Here is a 21,694-nt window from a genome sequence, read left to right as displayed (position 1 = left end):
GTGCTGGTAGTTTACGTAAACGTAAAGCAATTGTAAGCAAAAAAATGCGAGGGCTCGTCAATGGATTCACTCAACCGAAGCGAGGGATGCGCGTCATGAAGCTGCTGGTCGCGATCAAGCGGGTACTGGATTACAACGTCAAGATCCGGGTCAAGAGCGATGGCTCCGACGTGGAGCTCGCCAATGTGAAGATGGGGATCAACCCGTTTTGTGAAATTGCGGTGGAGGAGGGGGTGAGGCTGCGTGAAGCTGGCATCGCGACCGAGCTGGTGGTGGTGACCTTCGGGCCTGAGGCGGCGGTCGAGCAGTTGCGCCATGCCCTGGCGCTGGGGGCGGATCGTGCCCGCCATTATGTGACCGATGAGACGCTCACTCCGCTTACCGTGGCGCGCGCCCTGCAACAGGTGTGCGAGCTGGAGCAGCCCGATCTGGTGCTGCTCGGCAAGCAGTCCATCGATTCTGACAACAACCAGGCGGGCCAGATGCTCGCAGCCCTCACCGACTGGCCGCTGGCCACTTTCGCCTCCGCCATCAAGCTGGTGGACGGCGAGCTGCAAGTAACCCGCGAGATTGACGGCGGCCTGGAGACCCTCGGCATGCCACTGCCTGCCGTGGTGACCGTGGATCTGCGCCTGAACGAACCTCGCTTTGCCTCGCTTCCCAACATCATGAAAGCCAAGCGCAAGCCGCTTGAGAGTGCCCCCTTCGCGATCCTAGGGGGGGGGGCCTAGGCGTCGAACCCGCCGGCCATACCCGGCTGCTTGGGGTGATGGCGCCAGCCGTGCGCCGTGCCGGCGTCAGGGTCGGCTCGGTGGACGAGCTGCTGGACAAACTCAGGCACGAAGCCAAGGTACTGCCATGAGCGCACCTATGATGGTGAAACATATTGGGTGCCTGTCCCTGGCTGGGATGAGGGCTGGCACGATGAAACGCGTTGCTAACGATAGGGTGTTGTCATGAGCGTACTGGTTATTGCTGAACATCATCAGCGCAGGCTTGCCGACAACGTGGCCCAGCTGGTCACGGCGGCGGGTCAGCTTGGCGGCGAGGTGCATCTCCTGCTGCTGGGCCAGGGGCTGACCGAGGCGGGCGAACAGGCCGCCAGCCTGCAAGGGGTGGACAGGGTGCTGCTGGCCGAGCATCCCATGCTGGCGGAAGGGCTGAACGACGGCGTCGATCCGCTGCTCGCCCACATAGCACGCGACTATCAGCACTGCCTGATGGCGGCCAGCACCCAGGGCAAGGATCTGTTGCCGCGGGTCGCGGCCAGGCTCGGGGTCGAGATGCTCTCCGAGGTGACCGGCATAGAGAGCGGTGATACCTTCCTGCGGCCCATCTATGCGGGCAATGCCGTTGCCCGGATGGCGAGCAGCGCTCCCATCAAGGTGCTCACCATCAGGCCGACCGCCTTTGCCAAGGCCGAATTCGGGGCTGGGCAGGCTGTTGTCGAGCGGCTGCCGGTGGCCGATGTGGCCTGCCGCACCCGGCTGGTCGAGCGGCGCGCCGTGCGATCCGTCAGACCCGAGCTTGCGGCGGCGCGGGTGGTGGTCTCCGGCGGCCGGGCGCTCGGCTCCAAGGCGCAGTTTGCCCTGATCGAGGCGCTGGCCGACAAGCTGGGCGGCGCGGTCGGGGCGTCGCGGGCGGCGGTGGATGCGGGTTATGTGGCCAACGATCTGCAGGTGGGCCAGACCGGCAAGGTGGTCGCCCCCGAGCTCTACATAGCTGTCGGTATCTCGGGTGCCATCCAGCATCTGGCGGGCATGAAGGAGTCGAAGGTGATCGTCGCCATCAACAAGGATGGCGAGGCTCCCATCTTTCAGGTAGCGGACTACGGTCTGGTGGGGGATCTCTTCACCCTGCTGCCCGAGCTCACCGCCAAGCTGTGAATTTGTTGAAAAGGGGCCTTGCCTGTCATTGATGCGGCCTGTCCCCCATTTCCATGCATGTTCCCTGCAAGCCCTGACCCGTTCAGGGCTTTTTTCATCATGGCCTGAGCCGGGCCGGGCGACAAAAGGTTGAGCCAGCTCCCAAAAAGCCTTTGATCCTGGGGCGGCTCTTGTGTAAAACCAGACAAGTCATCGATTACTCTCATCCACTCACGGAAAGCGTCATGAGCAAACAGATTTACAACTTCTGCGCCGGCCCCGCCATGTTGCCGGTTGAAGTCATGGAGCGCGCCCAGCGCGAATTTTGTAACTTCCAGGGGCTGGGAGCCTCGGTCATGGAGCTTTCCCACCGCGGCAAGCCCTATATGGCGGTCGCCGCCAAGGCGGAAGCCGATCTGCGCGAACTGCTGGCGGTGCCGGACAACTACAAGGTGCTCTTCATGCACGGTGGTGGTCGTGGCCAGTTCTCCGCCGTGCCCATGAACCTGCTCGGCGGTGCCAACAAGAAGGCCGATTATCTGCTGACCGGTGTCTGGGCCCAGAGCGCCGTGGATGAAGCCCACAAGTACGGTGACATCCAGACCTTCCCCGGGGTTGCCAAGAACGCCCAGGGCATCTCCCACCTGCTGCCGACCCCGGCGTTTCGCGCCGATGCGGCCTTTGTGCATTACTGCCCGAACGAAACCATAGACGGCATAGAGATGTTCGACATCCCGGCCACCGGCGATGTGCCCCTGGTGGCGGATTTGTCCTCCACCATCCTCTCCCGCCCCATCGACGTGAGCCGCTTCGGCATCATCTACGCCGGTGCCCAGAAGAACATAGGCCCGTCGGGCCTGGCCATCGCCATAGTGCGCGATGACCTGTTGAACCAGGCCCGCGCCGACGTGCCCTCGATTTTTGACTACCAGCTCACCGCCAAGAACGACTCCATGTTCAACACCCCGCCCACCTACGCCTGGTATCTGGCCGGTCTGGTGTTCGAGTGGCTGAAAGAACAGGGCGGGCTCGCCGCCATGGAGGCGCGCAACAAGGAGAAGGCCGATTTCCTCTACGGCTACCTCGACCAGTCGAGCTTCTATGGCAACAAGGTGGATGCCAGCTGCCGCTCCCGCATGAACATACCGTTCCAGCTGAAAAATGCCGAGCTGGACGCGCTCTTCCTGGCCGAGTCGGAAGCCGCCGGTCTACTGGCGCTCAAGGGGCACCGCATCGTCGGTGGCATGCGTGCCAGCCTCTACAACGCCATGCCGCTGGAAGGGGTCAAGGCCCTGGTGAGCTTTATGGATGGCTTTGCCAAGCGTCACGGCTGAGGCGTTTTTCCCCAATTGCAGACGCCGGGGACTCCCCGGCGTCTGTTTTTTCAGTGGATCCTGATCGACCGTGAGTCTGGCCCGCTTTTGTGCCACGCGCGGTCTTGCCGAGCAAGGCGCGGGCTGCTAACGTCCGGTCAGGTGAATTATTTGAGACAGTACAGGAAGTTTATGAATTCGTTGCGTTTGGAACCTATTTCTCGTGTGGCCGGTGAGGTCAATCTGCCCGGCTCCAAGAGCGTGTCCAACCGGGCCCTGCTGCTGGCGGCGCTGGCCCGTGGCACCACCCGGCTCACCAACCTGCTCGACAGCGATGACATTCGTCACATGCTGGCGGCACTGACCCAGCTCGGGGTCAAGTACAAGCTCTCCGCCGACAAGACAGAGTGCACAGTGCACGGTCTGGGCCGCAGCTTCGCGGTGAAGGAGCCGGTCAATCTGTTCCTCGGCAACGCCGGTACCGCCATGCGTCCGCTGTGCGCCGCGCTGTGTCTGGGCTCGGGCGAATATACCCTGGGCGGCGAGCCACGCATGGAAGAGCGTCCCATCGGCCATCTGGTGGATGCCCTGCGCGAAGCGGGTGCCCATATCCAGTACCTGAAAAAAGACGGCTACCCGCCGCTGGTGGTGGATGCCAAGGGCTTGTGGGGCGGTGATGTGCATGTCGACGGCTCCGTCTCCAGCCAGTTTTTGACGGCGTTTTTGATGGCGGCGCCCATGGCGGCGGGCGACACCCGCATCCACATCAAGGGGGAGCTGGTCTCCAAGCCCTACATCGACATCACGCTGCACATCATGAAGCAGTTCGGGGTGGTCATCGAGCACGACAACTACAAGCTGTTCTACATCAAGGGCAACCAGAGCTATGTCAGCCCGGGCGACTTCCTGGTGGAAGGGGATGCCTCCAGCGCCTCCTATTTCCTCGCGGCCGGGGCCATCAAGGGCAAGGTGCGCGTGACCGGCATCGGCAAGCACAGCATCCAGGGCGACATCCACTTCGCCGACGTGCTGGAGAAGATGGGTGCGCGCATCACCTGGGGTGACGACTTCATCGAGGCCGAGCAGGCCCCGCTGCACGGCATCGACATGGACATGAACCATATTCCCGATGCGGCCATGACCATAGCGGTTGTGGCGCTGTTTGCCGAGGGGCCTACTTCCATCCGCAACATCTACAACTGGCGGGTGAAGGAGACGGATCGTCTGCACGCCATGGCCACCGAGCTGCGCAAGCTGGGTGTGGAGGTGGAGGAGGGGCACGACTTCATTACCGTGACGCCGCCGGCCCAGCTCAAGCATGCGGCCATCGACACCTACAACGATCACCGCATCGCCATGTGCTTCTCGCTGGTGGCGCTGTCGGATACCGCCGTCACCATCAATGATCCGGGTTGTACCTCCAAGACCTTCCCGGACTACTTCGACAAATTGGCAAGCGTCAGTCAGGCCGTTTGAGCCAGTTTCGATTGCTCCAAGGCCCGCCTCAGTGCGGGCCTTGTTTTTCAGTCCGCCAACAATTCGCTAGCAGTATTATTGCAACTTGCAAGACTGCGTTGCTAAATTCATTTCATGAAGATGTAATTTTCTATTTACACCGCTGCCCGTGCGGGCTAGATTGAAGTTTCTTTATCGCAGTCATCTAGCAGGAAGCCTTGTCATGCAGCATCAAACCGACGACGTTCGTATCAGTGAAATCAAAGAGTTATTACCCCCGGTTGCGGTGCTTGAGAAGTTTCCAGCCACCGAGACCGCATCAAATACCGTCTTCGAATCCCGCCAGGCCATTCATCAGATCCTGGCCGGTGAAGATCAGCGCCTGCTGGTGGTGATCGGTCCCTGCTCCATCCACGACCCCGCCGCCGCACTGGAGTACGGCAAGCGCCTCAAGACCTTGCGTGACGAGCTCAAGGGGCAGCTGGAGATCGTGATGCGGGTCTACTTCGAGAAGCCGCGCACCACTGTCGGCTGGAAGGGGCTGATCAACGACCCCTACCTCGACAATACCTGCCAGATCAACGACGGCCTGCGCATCGGTCGCAAGCTGCTGCTGGATCTCAACGACATGGGGCTGCCGACCGCCTCCGAGTTCCTCGACATGATCACCCCGCAATACGTGGCGGATCTGATGAGCTGGGGCGCCATCGGTGCCCGTACCACCGAATCCCAGGTGCACCGTGAGCTGGCCTCCGGTCTCTCCTGCCCGGTTGGCTTCAAGAACGGCACGGATGGCACCATCAAGGTGGCCATCGATGCCATCGGTGCCGCCAGCGCGCCGCACCACTTCCTGTCGGTCACCAAGTATGGCCACTCCGCCATCGTCGCCACCCGGGGCAACCCGGACTGTCACATCATTCTGCGTGGCGGTCGCGAGCCGAACTACAGCGCCGCGCACGTTGACGAGGTGGTGAAGGGGCTGGACAAGGCCGGTCTGCCGCAGAAGGTGATGATAGATTTCAGCCATGCCAACAGCAGCAAGCAGTTCAAGAACCAGATGCTGGTGGCCGAGGACGTGGCCGGTCAGCTGCGTGCCGGCAGCCGGGCTGTGTTCGGTGTCATGGTGGAGAGCCACCTGGTGGAAGGGCGTCAGGATCTGGTGGAAGGGTGCGAGCTCACCGTCGGTCAGAGCATCACGGATGCCTGCATCGGCTGGGCCGATACCGAAGTGCTGCTGCGCACACTGGCCGATGCGGTAGCCACTCGCAACGCGGGCTGATCCTGATCTGTCCCGGCTGACTGCCTGCGGCAGCAGCAAGACAATAAAAAGCGCGACCTCGGGTCGCGCTTTTTTGTTGGGGCGTTGCGCCTTACCAGCGGTAGGTCTTGAGCAACTGCTCCAGCTTCTGGCACTGTTCCACCAGCTGGATGCTGGCGAGGTTGGCGGCGTGTGCCTGGCCCAGGGTGTCGTTGGAGGTGTTGCGAATGTCACTCACCGAGCTGTCCACCTCGCTGCAGACCCTGTCCTGCTCCTCGGCGGATTGTGCCATCTGGGCGTTGAGATCGTTGATGCTGGCGATGCGACCTATGATGTTCTGCATGGCGGCCAGGGTCGCCTCCGTTTTGTGGATGCTCTCGTCCGCCTTGGATTTTGCATCCCCGATCACCGCCACGGCGCTCTGGGCCTCTTTTTGCAGGGCGGCGATCATCTGGGAGATCTCCTCGCTGGCGGCGCGGCTGCGGTTGGAGAGGGCGCGTACCTCGTCGGCCACCACCGCAAACCCGCGACCCTGCTCGCCGGCGCGGGCCGCCTCTATGGCGGCGTTGAGGGCCAGCAGGTTGGTCTGATCCGCAATCCCCTTGATCACCTCCAGCACGCCATCGACGGCCAGACAGCGGTTGTCGAGCTGCTGGATCACCCGATCGACCCGTTCAATCTCGGCCGACATCTCGCCCATGTCGGCGATGGAGTGCTGGGCGAGGCGACTGGTGTCGGCCGCATCCTGGTTGGTGAGGGCGGAGAGTTCGGCACTGTGGCGGGCGTGCTCGCGCACCTCGTGGGAGCTGGCGGCCAATTCGCTGACGGCGGCGGCGACCTGGGTGGTCATGTTCTCCTGCTGGCGGGCCGAGCCTTCGGTCTGGGTCGCGACCTGCCGGATCTGGTTCGACTCCTGATAGAGCTGCCGAGTCGCGTGCTCCACCTCCTGCAGGCTGTGGCGAAAACCCTGCACCATGTCGCTGACGGCGCGGGTCATCTGGCCCAGCTCATCCTGGCTCGGGTTGAGCAGGGGGAGGGAGAGATCCCGCTCCTTGGCCATGCGGGTCATGGTCAGTTGCAGGTGGCGCACCGGTCGCTTGATGTAGCGCTGCAGCACCCAGCCAAGCAGGCCAAACCCGAGCCCGAACACCGCCACCAGGCTGCCGCTCAGGATCAGGTTGTTGTGGCGAATTTCGCCGAAGGTATGGCTGAGGTCGTAACTGATCCGCACAGCCCCCATGACGGTGCCTTCCGGCACCTGATGGCAGGTGGTGCACTGGGTGCCGCGGTACTCCTTGTATGCCTTGAAGGGCTTGACCAGGGTGAGCCGATTGCCCTGCTGCTCGAGTATGGTCTCCCCTTGCGCGATGGCGCGCTGATCCCAGCTGTCTTCTGCCTGCTGATCCGGGTGACCCGGCCCGAACAAGTCGGTCACGGCGGGGGCGCGGATCAGGCGAGCCTCGACGATCCCCGCCTCGCTCTTGAGCTTGGTCTGCACGATTTGCCGGTTGGCGATGGCTCCCGTCATCATCATGACGTTGAGCTGATCCATGTAGGTGTTGGCAGCGCTCTCGACCTTTTCACCGGCCAGCCGGATGGCGAGATCCCGTTGCAGCCAGGCGGAGAGTTCGAAACTGAGGGCGAAGGTACAGCCTATCACCAGGGTGAGGGGGAGGAAGATTTTCCAGTTCAGTGACAGATTTTGCATCGTTTGCAGGGTCCATGCGCAAGTGGGCGAGCGTCAATGCCGGGCGACTCTCCTCACGCTCGCTCGTCAGGGCGGGGGAGATGGTTCTCTATCGGCACACCCTACCCCATCTTGAGTAAATTATCTGTTAACTGGATCCATGATGGAGGTTAAGGATGGGTAGCAAAGCTGGGTTGTCTGAGCCTGGTTTGATCCAGCACAAACTCGGCATTAATTGATAGTGGTTATCATTTGCATTATTTCCATGCGGTAACCCAGCCAGTGATGACATTACAACTGACCCCGACCATGACCGGACTCGACACACCGGATCCCCTCAAGTTTGCCTTCGGCGCCAAAACCTCGGCCCATGCCAGCCGGGGTGGCATTCGCCCCTTCACCCTCGACCATGGGCGCTGGCAAGCCTGGTGGCAGCAAGAGAGCGAGGCCGGGGAGCGGGCGCTCTACATCCATATCCCGTTTTGCCGCAAGCGCTGCAGCTTCTGCAATTTCTTCGAAAATGGCGCCAATCCGGCGCGCATGAGCCGCTACATGGTGGCCCTGTGCGCCAGCCTGCAGCAGGCGGCGGATACCCCCTTTGGGCAGAGCAAGCCCTGCTCGGCCGTCTATGTGGGGGGTGGCACACCGACCGACATGGCGGTCGAGGATCTGGCGCGATTGGCCAGGGCCATCCAGGGTTTTCCGCTGACCGCAGATGCCGAGGTGACCCTGGAGGGGCGCCTCAACGGCTTTGATGATGCCAAGTGGCAGACAGCGCTGGCGGGGGGCTTCAACCGCTTCTCGTTCGGGGTGCAGAGCTTTGATACACAAGTGCGCCAGCAGGCGGCCCGCTTCGATGACAGGGAGACCCTGCTGGCCCGGCTGGCCGAGCTGACCCGGGATGATGCCGCCGTGATAGTGGCGGATCTCATCTTCGGCCTGCCGGGGCAGGATGATGCCGTGTGGCGCCAGGATATCGCGGATGTGATGGCCAGCGGAGTACACGGCGTGGATCTCTATCAGCTGATCGCCATGGCGGGCACCAATCTGGATCGGGCACAGGATAAGGGTACGCTGGGCTGGGCGGCCGATGGTCAGCAGCGAGCCGGCATGTATGCCTATGGCGCCCAGACCCTGGAGCAGGGCGGCTGGCAGCGACTTTCCTGCAGCCACTGGCGGCGCGGTGATGCCGAGCAGAGCCGCTACAACCAGATGGCCAAGCGCGGCGCCGAGATCCTCCCCTTCGGGGCCGGGGCTGGAGGCAGCGTGCACGGCCATGGCCTCATGTATGGCCGGGATCTGGCGCTCTGGCACGAGGCGCTGGCAGGCGGTGTGCGGGCGCCCGGCATGGTGATGGGGAAGAACCCCAATGCCCTCATGGACGGCCTGCTGCGTGGCGCCCTCGACAGCGGCTGGTTGACGCTGGCTCGTCTGCCCGCGCCGCTACGGGCCCACCTGCTGCCGCTGTTTGAGGCCTGGCAGCGGCACGGGTTGGCGACGCTCACGCAAGTGCGGCTTGAACTGACCCTGGCGGGGCGTTTCTGGAACGTCAATCTGCAGGCAGGAATGTTTGAGTACTTGCAACTCAATCCGCTGGCGGGATCTGATGCGGCGCCGGCGCCGGCCGACATGGTGCGCCATTCGCTGGTGTGACGGACAGGCGTCAACGACAGGGAGGGGGATCAAACGGGGGCGCTGCAAAGCGCCCCCGTGTTCAGTTATCGGTTGTGCACCTCTTCCACCCGCACCTGCAGGTGCCCCTCGGCGAGCGTGGTGACCAGGGTTTGCCCGGCGTTCACCTGGGCGGCGCGGCTGATCACCTCACCGCTCTGGGTGCGGGTGATGGAGTAACCGCGACCCAGGGTGGCGAGCGGGCTCACACCGTCGAGGCGGGCGGTGAGCATGGCGAGGCGGTGGCTGGCCAGATCCTGGCGTTTGGCGATCAGCGCATAGAGTCTTTCTTCGGCCAGCTGATGGCGGCGCTTGCCAGCGGCCAGCAACCGCTCCGGGCTCTTGCCTTGCAGGCGCAGCTCCAGGTTGGCGAGGCGCCGCTCCCCCTGATGCAGCCGTTGATTCATCAGCTGTTGCAGGCGGGCGGAGAGCTCGTCGAGGCGCTGGGACTGCTGCTCCAGCCGTCGCTTGGGATCCTGATGGTCGAGCCGTTTTTGCAGCAGCGCGAAGCCGTGGCGGGCGGCAGTCTGGTGGCGGCCTATGCCCTGTGCCAGCCGTTGCCACAGATGGGCGAGGCGCTGGATGCGGGCCTGGTTGTCCGGCGCCACCAGTTCGGCGGCGGCCGACGGGGTCGGGGCACGCAAGTCGGCGGCAAAGTCGCTGATGGTCACGTCCACCTCGTGGCCCACCGCGCTGATGACGGGGATGCTGGAGTTGGCAATGGCGCGCGCCACCGCCTCCTCGTTGAAGCACCAGAGATCTTCCAGCGAGCCGCCGCCGCGACCGACGATCAGCACGTCCACCTCGGCGCGGCGGTTGGCCAGGGCAATGGCCGCCACTATCTGGCCGATGGCGGCGCTGCCCTGCACCTGGGTCGGGTAGATGAAGACGGGGAGATCCGGGGCGCGGCGTTTGAGCACGGTCAGCATGTCGTGCAGGGCGGCGCCGGTGGCTGAGGTGACCAGCCCCACGGCGCGCGGTTCACGGGGCAGGGAGCGCTTGCGGCCCTCGTCAAACAGCCCTTCTGCACCGAGGCGGCGTTTGAGCTCTTCGAAGCGCAGGGCCAGCACGCCATCACCGGCGGGCTGCATGGATTCGATGATGAGCTGATAGTCGCCACGCGGCTCATAGAGGGAGACCCGTGCCTGCACCAGCACCTGCATGCCATCCTGCGGGCGAAACGCCACCCGCCGGTTGTTGCCCTTGAACATGGCGCAGCGCACCTGGGCACCGAGATCCTTGAGCGAAAAGTACCAGTGGCCCGAGCTTGGCATCGCCAGGTTGGAGAGTTCCCCGGTCAGCCACACCAGGCCGAGATCCTGCTCCAGGATCATGCGCACTGCGCTATTGAGGCGGGTGACGGTAAAGACCTGTTGTTGCTGGCTGGATGGGTTGAGGCGATTCAAGGGGGATCCTGCTGCTGTGCCCCGGGCAAGGGGAGAAAACAATGGCGCCATCTTAGCGCAGTTCGGCGCAAGAGCCGAGCCCGGGCGTGGCCCGGCTTGATCTGGTGGCGGCCGCAGGGGGGTGAGCACCCATTGGGTAAGCAACTATCATCAATCGTATCTTGAACAGTCGACCGACTGCCAGAGCGAGCAGGTGATGTCAGCATGGACAAGGGGTGTGGCAAGGCGGTCGCGAAAAAGCGCCAAGCAAGCAGAGACAGGCCGTATCGACAGTGCTGCTGCAACCCAAATCAACGGTTTTCTCATCGCTGATATTGAATATTTTGGGATGGTTCAGGTGAGCGTAAATAAAACACGCTTGCCTGCACCTGCCCCCTCATTCAGGAGGCATTACCATGAGTATCTTTCACCGGGAAGCGCTATTGCTTGTTCTTGTCTCTTCTTTGTCATGGGGGGCAACCGACATTGATGTTGCAGTCTACCCATTCAGTCCATTTGTTGAAAAAACCAGTGACAATGAGTGGCATGGGGTGACCTTCGATATTATTGATGCACTCAATGCTATCCAGTCCGATTATCACTATCGCCCCGTTGTTACCAGCCCTTATCGTGTATATGCAGAAATGTATATGGGACGATTTGACATGCTCCTGTTTCAGGATGTCAGCTGGGGATGGGATGTCAATAAAGTGATTATATCAACCCCTCTGCTGGATTACTCGGAATGCTATGTCGCACGTTATAAAGCGGGTCGGGATCAAAATTTTTTCAATGAGTTAAATAAACTGACAATGATAGGGGTAAGAGGTTTTCATTATTTTGAGAAAAAGACCAGTTTGCTGTTGAGAGATGATAGCCAGATAGTCAATGCCCTGTTGAGAGATCGGGGGGATTTTATCAGGCTGGGTTTTTATCGTCTGCAAGACATGCTGAAGCAGGATCCTGAATTACGGAGCAAACTGATCATATCCATTCATCCGGCACAAAATTATCATTTACGAGCCATATTCGCCGCTACATCCGATATTTCCATCATGGTTTTTCAAGAGCACCTGGCAAGCTTGGCTCGGCTGGGGTTGCTTGACGATATATGGAAGAAATATGGTATTCAGAGTCGGGTCGATGAAGACTCCACACTGGATTGCAATTTCAAATAAAACGGCCAAGAAATGACGCCGGCATCTTGTGTCGATGTCTGTCCCATGGCGCAGAATGACGTTTGTTTCCCCGGTGCAGTGTCACAACGGAAGATTGCTGGCATCTGCCATGGAGTCGCGCTGTGGGCAGGCATGTTGCGGCCCACCCGGGCGGCTCAAGAGTCCTTCATCCGTGCCAGGCTGGCTGCGGATCTGGTCGGGCTGACCACCAGCCAGACTGCGAGACAGACGATGGCGCCACCGACCACAAAGCCCTCAGTGATGGTCTCCCCGAGCACCAGGTAACCCCACAAGATGCCAAAGGGAGGAATGAGAAAGGTGACCGTCAATGAGCGCAGCGGCCCGATATCCGCGATCAACCTGAAGTAGATGAGGTAGGCGAGGGCGGTACAGATGAGACCGACCGCCAGCACGCTGGCCCACACCTCTGGGATGGTCCAGTCCACCGCAGGCCCCGCCGTCACCGAGTAGCCGAAGAAGGGCAGCAGGAACACGCATGCCCCCAGCTGGCTGCCGAAGGCCACCAGTTTGGCATCGAGGCCGCCGCGTTCCGAGATCCAGCGCCGGGTCAGAAACCCGGCGCAGCCGTAGCAGGCGGTGGCGATCAGGCAGGCCAGCACTCCCGTGATCAGGTTGCCGCTCACATTCACCTCGCTGGTGGTGGTGATGAGGGTGATGCCGACTATGCCCAGCATGACCCCCAGCCATTTGCGCCCGCTCAGCTGCTCGTTGAAGCAGGAGAAGCCGATCAGGGCCCCCATCAGCGGCGTCGTCGCGTTCAGGATGGCCGAGTAACCCGCCGGCAACCAGAGTGCGGCGATGGCGTACATCAGAAACGGGATGCCTGAGTTGATGATCCCGAGCAGCATGGCGGACTTGAGCTTGCCCTGGAAGAGCATGGGGGAGCGCAGCAGTAGCAGTATGACGCCAAGCCCCACCAGGCCGAAGAAGACCCGCAGGAAGGCGGTGTTGACCGAACCAAAGGCCGGCGCGGCAATGCGCATGAACAGAAAACTGGCGCCCCAGATCGCGGCCAGGAGCAGCAGTCTCACATAATCCGATGTTCTCATCTTGCTTCCTTGAAATGATGGCCGTGGGCCAACCTGATGCGGGTCAGACTCGGCATCATGCCGGGTACGGGCGTGGGATGGCAACTGCGTGTATGGGGGGCGTCCTTGTGCAAAAGGCATCACCCGGGGTGATGCCTTTTGCACATTGCCAGGTGGCGGGTGCCACAAGGCCGGGGTTAGCCTGCGTCCGGCTGACTGACAAAGGCAATCTTGTGCAATCCATGCTGGGACGCCTGCGCCATCACCCTGGCTATGATGCCGTACTCGACCCGCTTGTCGATGCGCAGCTGGATCTCGGGCAACTCCCCATCGGCCTTGCCGGCAGTCTCCATCCGGGCGAGCAGGGCGGCTTCATCGACCTCCTTGTCGTTCCAGTAGATCTTGCCTGTGCCATCGATGGCGAGTGTGATGTCCTCCTTCTCCGGCTGATTGAGCTGGCTGCTGGCCTCCGGCAGCTCGAGCTTGACCGCATTGGTGAGCAGGGGGGCCGTGATCATGAAGACGATGAGCAGCACCAGCATGACGTCAATCATGGGGATCATGTTGATCTCGGAGAGGGGCTGATCGTCTCCGTCGTCCGACAATTTGCCAAATGCCATTACCCGTGCCCCTTCTTGGCTTCCCGCTCGGTCAGCTGGGTTACGTTGGAGGGGGTCTGCTCAAATCCCGTCACCAGCAGGGCAAACAGATCGTAGGCAAAGGCCTCGAGCGCGGCCAGCTTGAGGCGATTGCGCCGTACGAAGAAGTTGTAGACAAGCACGGCTGGCAGGGCGACGGCGAGGCCAAAGCCGGTCATGATCAGCGCCTCGCCCACTGGGCCTGCCACCTTGTCCAGACTGCTCTGGCCGGCGGCACCTATGGCCAGCAGCGCATGATAGATGCCCCAGACGGTGCCAAACAGCCCGATGAAGGGGGCCGCCGAGCCCACGGAGGCGAGGAAGGCCAGGCCGTGCTCCAGCCTTACCCGCTCGTGGGTAATGGCCTGGCGCAGCGCCCGCAACAGATACTCGTCCGGTGAACCCAGCTTGAGCGACACGGTCCGCTCCCCGGCCCGGTTCAGTTGCGCCACCGTCGCCAGCGCAGTGCTGGTCACGCGACCATAGGCCTCCTGCGGCGGCAGATGGGCCAGCTGGCGTTCCATATCCTGCACGCTTTCGTGCTGCCAGAAGCGGGTCACGAATTGTGCGTTGAGGCGGCGCTCGCGCTGACCCAGCACGATTTTCAGCAGGGTGTAATAGCAGGTGCCGAGGGACATCAATACCAGCAAAATGAATGGCAGCAGCCCCACACCGGTATTTTGACTGAGCAGATGGGCGACGCCCATCCCGTTGTTTGCGATTTCCGGATCCATATTCAAGCCCTTAATTTAAAAATGATGGTGACCTTTGCCCAGGCCTCGACGGCCGCATTGTTCTGTTTGGCGGGAATAAAGCGCCAGCGACTGACCGTCTTGCGCGCCGTCATGTCCAGCCGCCGATAACCGCTGCCCTTGTCTACCTCCACCGAGGAGGCGGTGCCATCGGCCGCCACCAGCACATTCAGGATGACGCGCCCCTCCTCACCCCGTCTTCTTGATTCATAGGGGTAGGGTGGCTCAGGGTTGTTCAACCGCGCATCGCGGGCGATGGGGGCGCTGCTGCCAGCCCCGCTGCCGCTCTGCCGGGATTTGACCGGCGCTGTGCCACTGCCGCCCTGCTGGGCATTGGCCGCCACCGGCGTGGCGGGGGCCGAGGGCGCCGCGACCGGTTCTGCCCTGGCCACCTGGGTGGCCTTGGGCGTTGGCGGCGCCGGTACCCTGGGCGCGGGTTTGGGAATGGGTTTTTTGACCGGTTTTTTAACGACCTTCTTTTGAACCGGCACCGGCTTTTTGACCACGGGCGGCGCAGGGGTGGCCGCCGGCGCCTTGGCCGGTGCGTCATTGGCGCTGGCCTCACCGACCCAGCGGGCCGACAGGGTCAGCGGCAGGGGCGGGGTGATGGGCGCAGGCTGGTGTTCATAGAGCCACCAGAAGGCGGCAAGATGCAGGACGACCGCGATGGCAAGGCAAGCGAGGCGGGCGGATCCTGGGTGTGCGGTGGGCAGTGGTGGCCTCGGGCTGCAGGCTTCCATCACTGCCCTCCATTCCAAATCTTCATGTTCATACTCAAACGGCTAGTGTGGTAGAGCCAGTACAGGGCACTAGCATGCCTGATGATGCCAATCACAAACAACAACCATTATCAATCGCATTTTAATCGAGTGAGACAACCGCCAGATGCTGGCCGGGTGAACTGGGTCGAGTGCTATCTGGAGGTGTGCATCGGGCGCCGGGCTATCAGTCACAGCTCCAGCAGAACCCCCAGCTCCACCACCCGGTTGGCCGGGATATGGAAGAAGTCGGTCGCCTTGAGGGAGTTGCGATTCATCCAGACGAACAAGCCTTCCCGCCAGCGCGCCATGCCGGGCAGGTCGGTACTGACCAGATTTTCGTGAGAGAGGAAGAAGGAGGCATCGCGCATGGAGACCTTCAGATCTTGCTGGGCACAGGCTTGGAAGATCTCTTCTATGGAAGGGACTTCCTTGTAACCAAAGTGCGCCACGACCTGCCAGAACCCCTCCCCGAGGTGGGTGAGAAGGATGCGCTCCTTGAAGGACAACCAGGGCTCATCCTTTATCTGTATGGTCAGAAAAATGACCCGCTCGTGCAGGATCTTGTTGTGTTTGAGGTTGTGCAACATGGCGTGGGGCACCACCTGCACCGACTTGGAGAGGAACACGGCCGTCCCCGGTACCTGCAGTGGTGGATGAGCCAGCATGTTGTCGACAAACCCTTTCAGCGCCAGTGACTTGTGCTCAAGCTTGTCGAGAACCAGCTCGCGACCCCGCTTCCAGGTGGTCATCACCACTATGGTCAACAGCGCAAACAGGATGGGCAACCAGCCGCCGGCCAGGAACTTGGTGGTATTGGCGGCAAAGAAGGTGACATCGACCAGCAGGAGAGGGGCGCCCGCGATCACGATCAGCCAGGTTGGCCATTTCCAGCGATGGGCGGCGACCACCATCAGCAACAGGGTGGTGATCGCCATGGTGCCTGTCACCGCTATGCCATAGGCGGCGGCCAGATTGCTGGAGCTTCTGAACCAGAATATCACCAGCACTATGCCGGCCAGCAGCAGCCAGTTCACCACTGGCAGGTAGATCTGGCCAATCTCATGCTCGGAGGTATGGCGGATCTCCTGGCGTGGCAGATACCCGAGCAGGATCGCCTGGCGTACGACAGAGTAAGTACCGGATATGACGGCCTGGGACGCGATGACAGTCGCCATGGTCGCCAGGATCAATAAGGGTATGGCCATCCAGGTGGGGGCGAGCAGATAGAATGGGTTTTCAATGGCGTCAGGACGGCGCAGCAGCAGCGCCCCCTGGCCAAAATAGTTGAGCAGCAGGGACGGCATCACCAGAGAGCCCCATGCCAGCCGGATCGCGCCTCGGCCAAAATGGCCCATGTCGGCGTAAAGCGCCTCAGTACCGGTGACGCAGAGCACGACAGCGCCCAGGGTGATGAAGGCCACACCTGGCCGGCTGAACATGAAATCAAGGGCATAGAGGGGATTGATGGCCTGCAGGATGGCCGGATTTTGCACAATTTCCTTTGCCCCGAGTCCTGCCAGCACGCCAAACCAGAGCAACATGATGGGGCCGAAGAGTCGGCCTATTCCTGCCGTGCCGTAATGCTGAATGCCAAACAGTATCACCAGCACTATGAGGGTTATGGGCAAGACGAAAGAGGCCAGTTCGGGGGCAACCACCTGCAGGCCCTCGACGGCAGACAGCACCGAAATCGCGGGTGTGATCACCGCATCCCCGATGAACAAGCCCACCCCGATCAGCCCCAGCAACATGGCCAGGGATCGAGCCTTGGGCGACAGGCGGCGTGAGGCCAGGGAAGCCAGGGTCAAGATGCCCCCTTCACCCTTGTCATCAGCCCTCAATACCAGCAAGACATATTTAAATGAGACCACGATCATGATGGTCCAAAAAAAGAGGGAGATGATCGACAGGATGTCGTCAGGGGTCGGCTGCAGGCCAATATGCCCGGCAAAGCTCTCCTTCAAGGCGTAGAGCGGGCTGGTGCCAAGGTCGCCGTAGACGACCCCCAATGCCGCCAGAGTAATGGCCATGCGTCCTTGATGATGTCCGTTGCTCATCATGAAATTCCATTTCAATTCAGACTGTTAATCATGATACGCGAGGTTTGGCCAAAGTGAACACAGTGTCGGACATCTCGATATTCCCCATGGCATCGGATCCGGCTGATCTGCCTGCCACCATGCGTTGCCTCGGCCATGTCAGAACTGCCTGAGTCGCGTCAATATGAGTGCCTGGGCGAGTGTCTTGGCAAGCGAGGATGTGACCTCGGGATCCGGGTTGGTGACTGAGCAGGGGGCCTCTTTGCATAAAACCGCAGTCTGGCAACTCTTCTACCCCCAAAGTGCCTGTTTAGGACTGATAATCTTGTTTTTTTGGCCTTTTGGCACGTCAAACACGGGCTACGCCATAAAAAATTCAAAAAACTTCTTTACCAGTGACCAATCGGTGAGTAAACTTCGTCGGCAATATTTTACACCCCCACTTCCTCAACGGTGAGATATTGCCATGCTCAGGATTGCCAAAGAAGCGTTAACCTTCGACGATGTACTGTTGGTTCCCGCCCACTCCGATGTTCTTCCCAATACTGCCGATCTGCGTACCAAGCTGACCTCCTCTATCAGCCTGAATATCCCAATGATTTCCGCTGCCATGGACACAGTGACCGAAGCCCGTCTGGCTATCGCACTGGCCCAGGAAGGCGGTATCGGCTTTATCCACAAGAACATGTCCATCGAGCAGCAGGCTGCAGAAGTGCGCAAGGTCAAGAAGTACGAGAGCGGCGTGGTCACCGACCCCGTCACAGTACGTCCTGACATGACCATTGCCCAGGTCAAGGAGCTGAGCCACAAGAATGGCTTCGCCGGCTACCCGGTTGTGACCGAGGGCAACCTGCTGGTCGGTATCATCACCGGCCGCGACGTGCGCTTCGTGATCGATCTCTCCCAGACAGTCGAACAGATCATGACCCAGAAAGATCGTCTGGTGACCGTGCGTGAAGGGGCCCCTCGTGAAGAGGTGGTTGCCCTGATGCAGAAGCACCGTATCGAGAAGGTGCTGGTGGTCAACGCCGATTTCAAACTCAAGGGCATGATCACCGTCAAAGACTTCCAGAAAGCCGAGCGCAAGCCGAACGCCTGTAAAGACGAGCGTGGCCGCCTGCGTGTCGGTGCTGCCGTCGGTGCCGGTGCCGGCAACGAAGAGCGCGTCGCCGCCCTGGTGGAAGCCGGTGTGGACGTGCTGCTGATTGACTCCTCCCACGGCCACTCCCAGGGCGTGCTGGATCGCATCAAGGCGACCCGCGATGCCTATCCTGACCTGCAAATCATAGGTGGCAACGTGGCCACCGCCTCTGGCGCCCTGGCGCTGGTCGCCGCTGGTGTCAATGCGGTCAAGGTTGGTATCGGCCCTGGCTCCATCTGTACGACCCGCATCGTGACCGGTGTCGGCGTGCCCCAAATCACTGCCATCTCCGACGCTGTTGACGCGCTGGAAGGCACTGGCGTGCCCGTGATTGCCGATGGCGGCATCCGCTTCTCCGGCGACGTGGCCAAGGCCATCGCCGCTGGCGCCAGCTGCGTCATGGTGGGCTCCATGTTTGCCGGTACCGAAGAGGCACCGGGTGACATCGAGCTCTATCAGGGCCGCTCCTTCAAGTCCTACCGTGGCATGGGTTCTCTGGGCGCCATGTCCAAGGGCTCAAGCGACCGTTACTTCCAGACCGACAACGCCGCCGACAAGCTGGTGCCGGAAGGGATCGAAGGGCGCGTACCCTACAAGGGCCGCCTCAAAGAGATCATTCACCAGCAGATGGGCGGCCTGCGCTCCTCCATGGGATTGACCGGCTGCGCCACCATAGACGACATGCGCACCAAGGCTGAGTTCGTGCGCATCTCGGGTGCCGGGATGAAAGAGTCCCACGTCCACGATGTGACCATTACCAAAGAAGCCCCCAACTATCGGATGGGCTGATAAAACGGGGCTGCGGCCCCGTTTCTCCACCAGTTTTTATCCCCACACCAGCCTGATGCAGGAATAAAATGACTAAAGACATTCACCAGCACCGTATCCTGATCCTGGACTTCGGTTCCCAGTACACCCAGCTTATTGCCCGCCGTGTCCGGGAAATCGGCGTCTACTGCGAACTGTGGGCCTGGGACGTGACCGAAGAGCAGATCCGCGAATTCAATCCCAACGGCATCATACTCTCCGGCGGCCCGGAATCCGTGACCGAGGCCGGCAGTCCCCGTGCCCCCGCCTATGTGTTCAACGCCGGTGTGCCGGTGTTCGGTATTTGCTACGGCATGCAGACCATGGCCGAGCAGCTGGGTGGCAAGGTGCAATCCTCCACCGAACGTGAATTCGGTTATGCCCAGGTGGAAGTGCTGGGCCAGACCAATGCCCTGCTGCGCAACATCGAAGATGCCATCGCCCCCAACGGCAATGCGCTGCTGGACGTCTGGATGAGCCACGGCGACAAGGTCACCACCATCCCGGCCGACTTCACCACCATAGCCCAGACCGCCACCTGCCCCCATGCCGCCATGGCGTGCGAGGCCAAGGGCTTCTACGGCGTGCAGTTCCACCCGGAAGTGACCCACACCCGTCAGGGTGCCCGCATGCTGGAGCACTTCGTCAAGGACATCTGCGGCTGCGAATGCCTGTGGACCCCGGCCACCATCATCGACGACGCCGTTGCCCGCATCCGTGAGCAGGTGGGTGACGATGAGGTGATCCTGGGCCTCTCAGGCGGTGTCGACTCCTCCGTGGTCGCCATGCTGGTACACCGTGCCATCGGCGAGCGCCTGACCTGCGTCTTCGTCGACAACGGTCTGCTGCGCCTGAACGAAGGCGAGCAGGTGATGGAGATGTTTGGCGATCACTTTGGTCTCAACATCATCAAGGTTGAAGCCGAGGAGCGCTTCCTCTCCGCCCTGGCGGGCGAAGATGAGCCGGAAGCCAAGCGCAAGATCATCGGCCGCGTCTTCGTCGAGGTGTTCGACGACGAAGCCAAGAAGCTGAAAAACGCCCGCTGGCTGGCGCAAGGCACCATCTATCCGGACGTGATCGAATCGGCCGCCAGCAAGACCGGCAAGGCCCATGTCATCAAGTCCCACCACAACGTCGGCGGCCTGCCGGCCGAGATGAAGATGGGTCTGGTCGAGCCGCTGCGCGAGCTGTTCAAGGACGAAGTGCGCCGCGTCGGTCTGGAGCTGGGTCTGCCCTATGACATGCTCTACCGTCACCCCTTCCCGGGTCCGGGTCTGGGTGTGCGCGTGCTTGGCGAAGTGAAGAAAGAGTACTGCGATCTGCTGCGCAAAGCCGATGCGGTCTTTATCGAAGAGCTGCGTAAGGCCGACCTCTACAACCAGGTCAGCCAGGCGTTCGCCGTCTTCCTGCCGGTGCGCTCCGTCGGCGTCATGGGAGATGGTCGCAAGTACGACTGGGTTATTGCCCTGCGCGCCGTCGAGACCATCGACTTCATGACAGCTCACTGGGCCCATCTGCCCTATGACTTCCTGGGTCATGTGTCGAACCGCATCATCAACGAGATCAACGGCATCTCCCGCGTGGTGTACGACGTCTCCGGCAAGCCGCCCGCAACCATCGAATGGGAATAAGCGGCTAACGCCCTTCTGCCTTTCGAGTATAAAAATGCAAAAAAGACGCCCTTGCGGCGTCTTTTCTTTTTCCAATCGTTTGCGCCTCAATTTTCCGCTCGCTAGCCGCTTTCTCGCCCCCTTGCCCCTGTCAGATATGACAGGAGGTGTTTTATGGATCTCGCACTAGGCTCTGCCATGCCAATTGAGACCGGTGCTGTAAGGCGGCGGCCGTGGCAAGAGGGGAAGCAGGGTGCCAGCAGGCCTTCATTCACGCTGCCGGCATCGGACATACTGATACATGGTCGGTATGGCCCCCGGTGGAGTCCGGACACCACTTGAATAAACGGGGCGGAACCCGAACAGCCAAACGAGTAGGGACAAGAGATCACGGAGGGTTTGTTATGTCAGAACAAGCAGTGTTGTTGGGTGGATGGACCGCATACCACAAGCTGAGCGCAAAAGATCAGGCGGTATTTGACCTGGCACTGAAAGGATTTGTCGGGGTGCAGTACCAGCCGTTTGAAGTCTCCACCCAGGTGGTGGCTGGCACCAACTACCGTTTCAAATGCAAAACCACGGTGCCGCTGCCCAACCCGATCCACGGGGAAGCCGTGGTGCAGATCTTCCAGTCTCTGGATGGCTCTGCTCATATCACCTCCATCACCCCGATCTGATCAGGTAGCGGGGCAAGGCGGGGAGGGCGTAGAGCGTCCAACCGGTTGGCCCCAACACCCACCAGTAAGAAAGACGCCTTAGGGCGTCTTTTCTTTATCTACAATCCAGCGCCTCTGATGCGCTGTCAGCATGGAAATTTATCGATTAATTTGTTGATCTTGCTCAGGAAACTGTCATTCAATTCTTTTTCTTGCTTATATCGCTCGCTAGGATTGCCATTTGACAATGGATGCCGCTGATCAGGAATAGACTGTAGATGTATAGTCTCGCTTGAGTGTCTTACAACCTTGAGGAATTTTACAGCACACGAGAGCCAAGCGTCTAAACGAGCGGCACTTGATGCAATAGGTGCTGAACGACTTTCATCAAGTGGATCATGGCTAAAACGACAAGGACGTTTCCTTGAT

At 61.0% G+C, this 21,694-nt stretch carries 16 protein-coding genes and 1 pseudogene; 10 read left to right on the top strand and 7 right to left on the bottom strand.

The window, feature by feature from the left end; all coding sequences use genetic code 11:
* The first annotated feature begins 95 nt into the window (after positions 1-95).
* The 5 genes and pseudogenes from CK910_RS18095 to aroG all read left to right on the top strand — a co-directional run bounded on the left by CK910_RS18095 (position 96) and on the right by aroG (position 5,912).
* Positions 96-862, top strand: a pseudogene (locus CK910_RS18095) (electron transfer flavoprotein subunit beta/FixA family protein).
* A 94-nt stretch (positions 863-956) separates the two neighbouring features.
* Complete coding sequence (locus CK910_RS18090; RefSeq protein WP_098984227.1) at positions 957-1,886, top strand: electron transfer flavoprotein subunit alpha/FixB family protein; 930 nt, start codon at positions 957-959, stop codon at positions 1,884-1,886.
* Positions 1,887-2,110: 224 nt separating this feature from the next.
* Entirely contained in the window at positions 2,111-3,199 is a 1,089-nt protein-coding gene (serC, locus tag CK910_RS18085; RefSeq protein ID WP_043555460.1) for a 3-phosphoserine/phosphohydroxythreonine transaminase, read from the top strand.
* A gap of 171 nt (positions 3,200-3,370) precedes the next feature.
* Positions 3,371-4,654: a 3-phosphoshikimate 1-carboxyvinyltransferase gene (gene aroA / locus CK910_RS18080; RefSeq protein WP_172955359.1), complete on the top strand. Its 1,284-nt coding sequence runs from the start codon at positions 3,371-3,373 to the stop codon at positions 4,652-4,654.
* Positions 4,655-4,856: 202 nt separating this feature from the next.
* A complete protein-coding gene (gene aroG, locus CK910_RS18075; protein WP_098984225.1) occupies positions 4,857-5,912 on the top strand; it encodes a 3-deoxy-7-phosphoheptulonate synthase AroG in 1,056 nt (351 codons plus the stop codon).
* Between the two features lie 91 nt (positions 5,913-6,003).
* On the opposite strand, the gene CK910_RS18070 is transcribed toward aroG, so the two are convergent.
* On the bottom strand, positions 6,004-7,599 hold the full coding sequence (locus tag CK910_RS18070) for a methyl-accepting chemotaxis protein (RefSeq protein ID WP_098984224.1): 1,596 nt from the start codon (positions 7,597-7,599) through the stop codon (positions 6,004-6,006).
* 264 nt (positions 7,600-7,863) lie between these two features.
* Here CK910_RS18070 and hutW point away from each other — a divergent pair, with 264 nt between their 5' ends.
* Positions 7,864-9,231: a heme anaerobic degradation radical SAM methyltransferase ChuW/HutW gene (gene hutW / locus CK910_RS18065; protein ID WP_098984223.1), complete on the top strand. Its 1,368-nt coding sequence runs from the start codon at positions 7,864-7,866 to the stop codon at positions 9,229-9,231.
* A 65-nt stretch (positions 9,232-9,296) separates the two neighbouring features.
* Here hutW and xseA read toward each other — a convergent pair whose 3' ends face one another.
* Entirely contained in the window at positions 9,297-10,655 is a 1,359-nt protein-coding gene (gene xseA, locus CK910_RS18060) for an exodeoxyribonuclease VII large subunit (RefSeq protein ID WP_098984222.1), read from the bottom strand.
* Positions 10,656-11,050: 395 nt separating this feature from the next.
* On the opposite strand from xseA, the gene CK910_RS18055 reads away from it, so the two are divergent.
* Entirely contained in the window at positions 11,051-11,812 is a 762-nt protein-coding gene (locus tag CK910_RS18055; protein WP_098984221.1) for an ABC transporter substrate-binding protein, read from the top strand.
* A gap of 155 nt (positions 11,813-11,967) precedes the next feature.
* Here CK910_RS18055 and CK910_RS18050 read toward each other — a convergent pair whose 3' ends face one another.
* From CK910_RS18050 to CK910_RS18030, 5 genes are all read right to left on the bottom strand, one after another.
* A complete protein-coding gene (locus CK910_RS18050; protein ID WP_098984220.1) occupies positions 11,968-12,882 on the bottom strand; it encodes a DMT family transporter in 915 nt (304 codons plus the stop codon).
* 176 nt (positions 12,883-13,058) lie between these two features.
* Complete coding sequence (locus tag CK910_RS18045) at positions 13,059-13,481, bottom strand: ExbD/TolR family protein (protein ID WP_098984219.1); 423 nt, start codon at positions 13,479-13,481, stop codon at positions 13,059-13,061.
* The gene (locus CK910_RS18040; protein WP_098984218.1) at positions 13,481-14,233 is read right to left on the bottom strand and encodes a MotA/TolQ/ExbB proton channel family protein; all 753 of its coding nucleotides are present in this window, start codon (positions 14,231-14,233) and stop codon (positions 13,481-13,483) included. Before CK910_RS18040 ends, CK910_RS18045 begins: the two co-directional genes overlap by 1 nt.
* 2 nt (positions 14,234-14,235) lie before the next feature.
* A complete protein-coding gene (locus CK910_RS18035; RefSeq protein WP_098984217.1) occupies positions 14,236-14,991 on the bottom strand; it encodes an energy transducer TonB in 756 nt (251 codons plus the stop codon).
* A 209-nt stretch (positions 14,992-15,200) separates the two neighbouring features.
* Positions 15,201-17,069 carry a potassium transporter Kup gene (locus CK910_RS18030; RefSeq protein ID WP_241278068.1) on the bottom strand — a complete coding sequence of 623 codons (1,869 nt, stop codon included), beginning with the start codon at positions 17,067-17,069 and terminating at the stop codon, positions 15,201-15,203.
* Between the two features lie 448 nt (positions 17,070-17,517).
* On the opposite strand from CK910_RS18030, the gene guaB reads away from it, so the two are divergent.
* The 3 genes from guaB (at position 17,518) to CK910_RS18015 (ending at position 21,286) form a co-directional block, all read left to right on the top strand.
* Entirely contained in the window at positions 17,518-18,981 is a 1,464-nt protein-coding gene (gene guaB, locus CK910_RS18025; RefSeq protein WP_098984215.1) for an IMP dehydrogenase, read from the top strand.
* A 68-nt stretch (positions 18,982-19,049) separates the two neighbouring features.
* The gene (guaA, locus tag CK910_RS18020; protein WP_098984214.1) at positions 19,050-20,630 is read left to right on the top strand and encodes a glutamine-hydrolyzing GMP synthase; all 1,581 of its coding nucleotides are present in this window, start codon (positions 19,050-19,052) and stop codon (positions 20,628-20,630) included.
* Positions 20,631-21,013: 383 nt separating this feature from the next.
* The gene (locus CK910_RS18015; protein ID WP_043140676.1) at positions 21,014-21,286 is read left to right on the top strand and encodes a hypothetical protein; all 273 of its coding nucleotides are present in this window, start codon (positions 21,014-21,016) and stop codon (positions 21,284-21,286) included.
* Positions 21,287-21,694 lie beyond the last annotated feature (408 nt).

Origin of the sequence: Aeromonas sp. CA23 (genome assembly GCF_002587065.1) — a bacterium.
Classification (GTDB): Bacteria; Pseudomonadota; Gammaproteobacteria; order Enterobacterales; family Aeromonadaceae; genus Aeromonas; species Aeromonas bestiarum.
The sequence above is the reverse complement of the archived record's forward strand: the minus strand, read 5'-3'. Positions and strand labels throughout refer to the sequence as shown.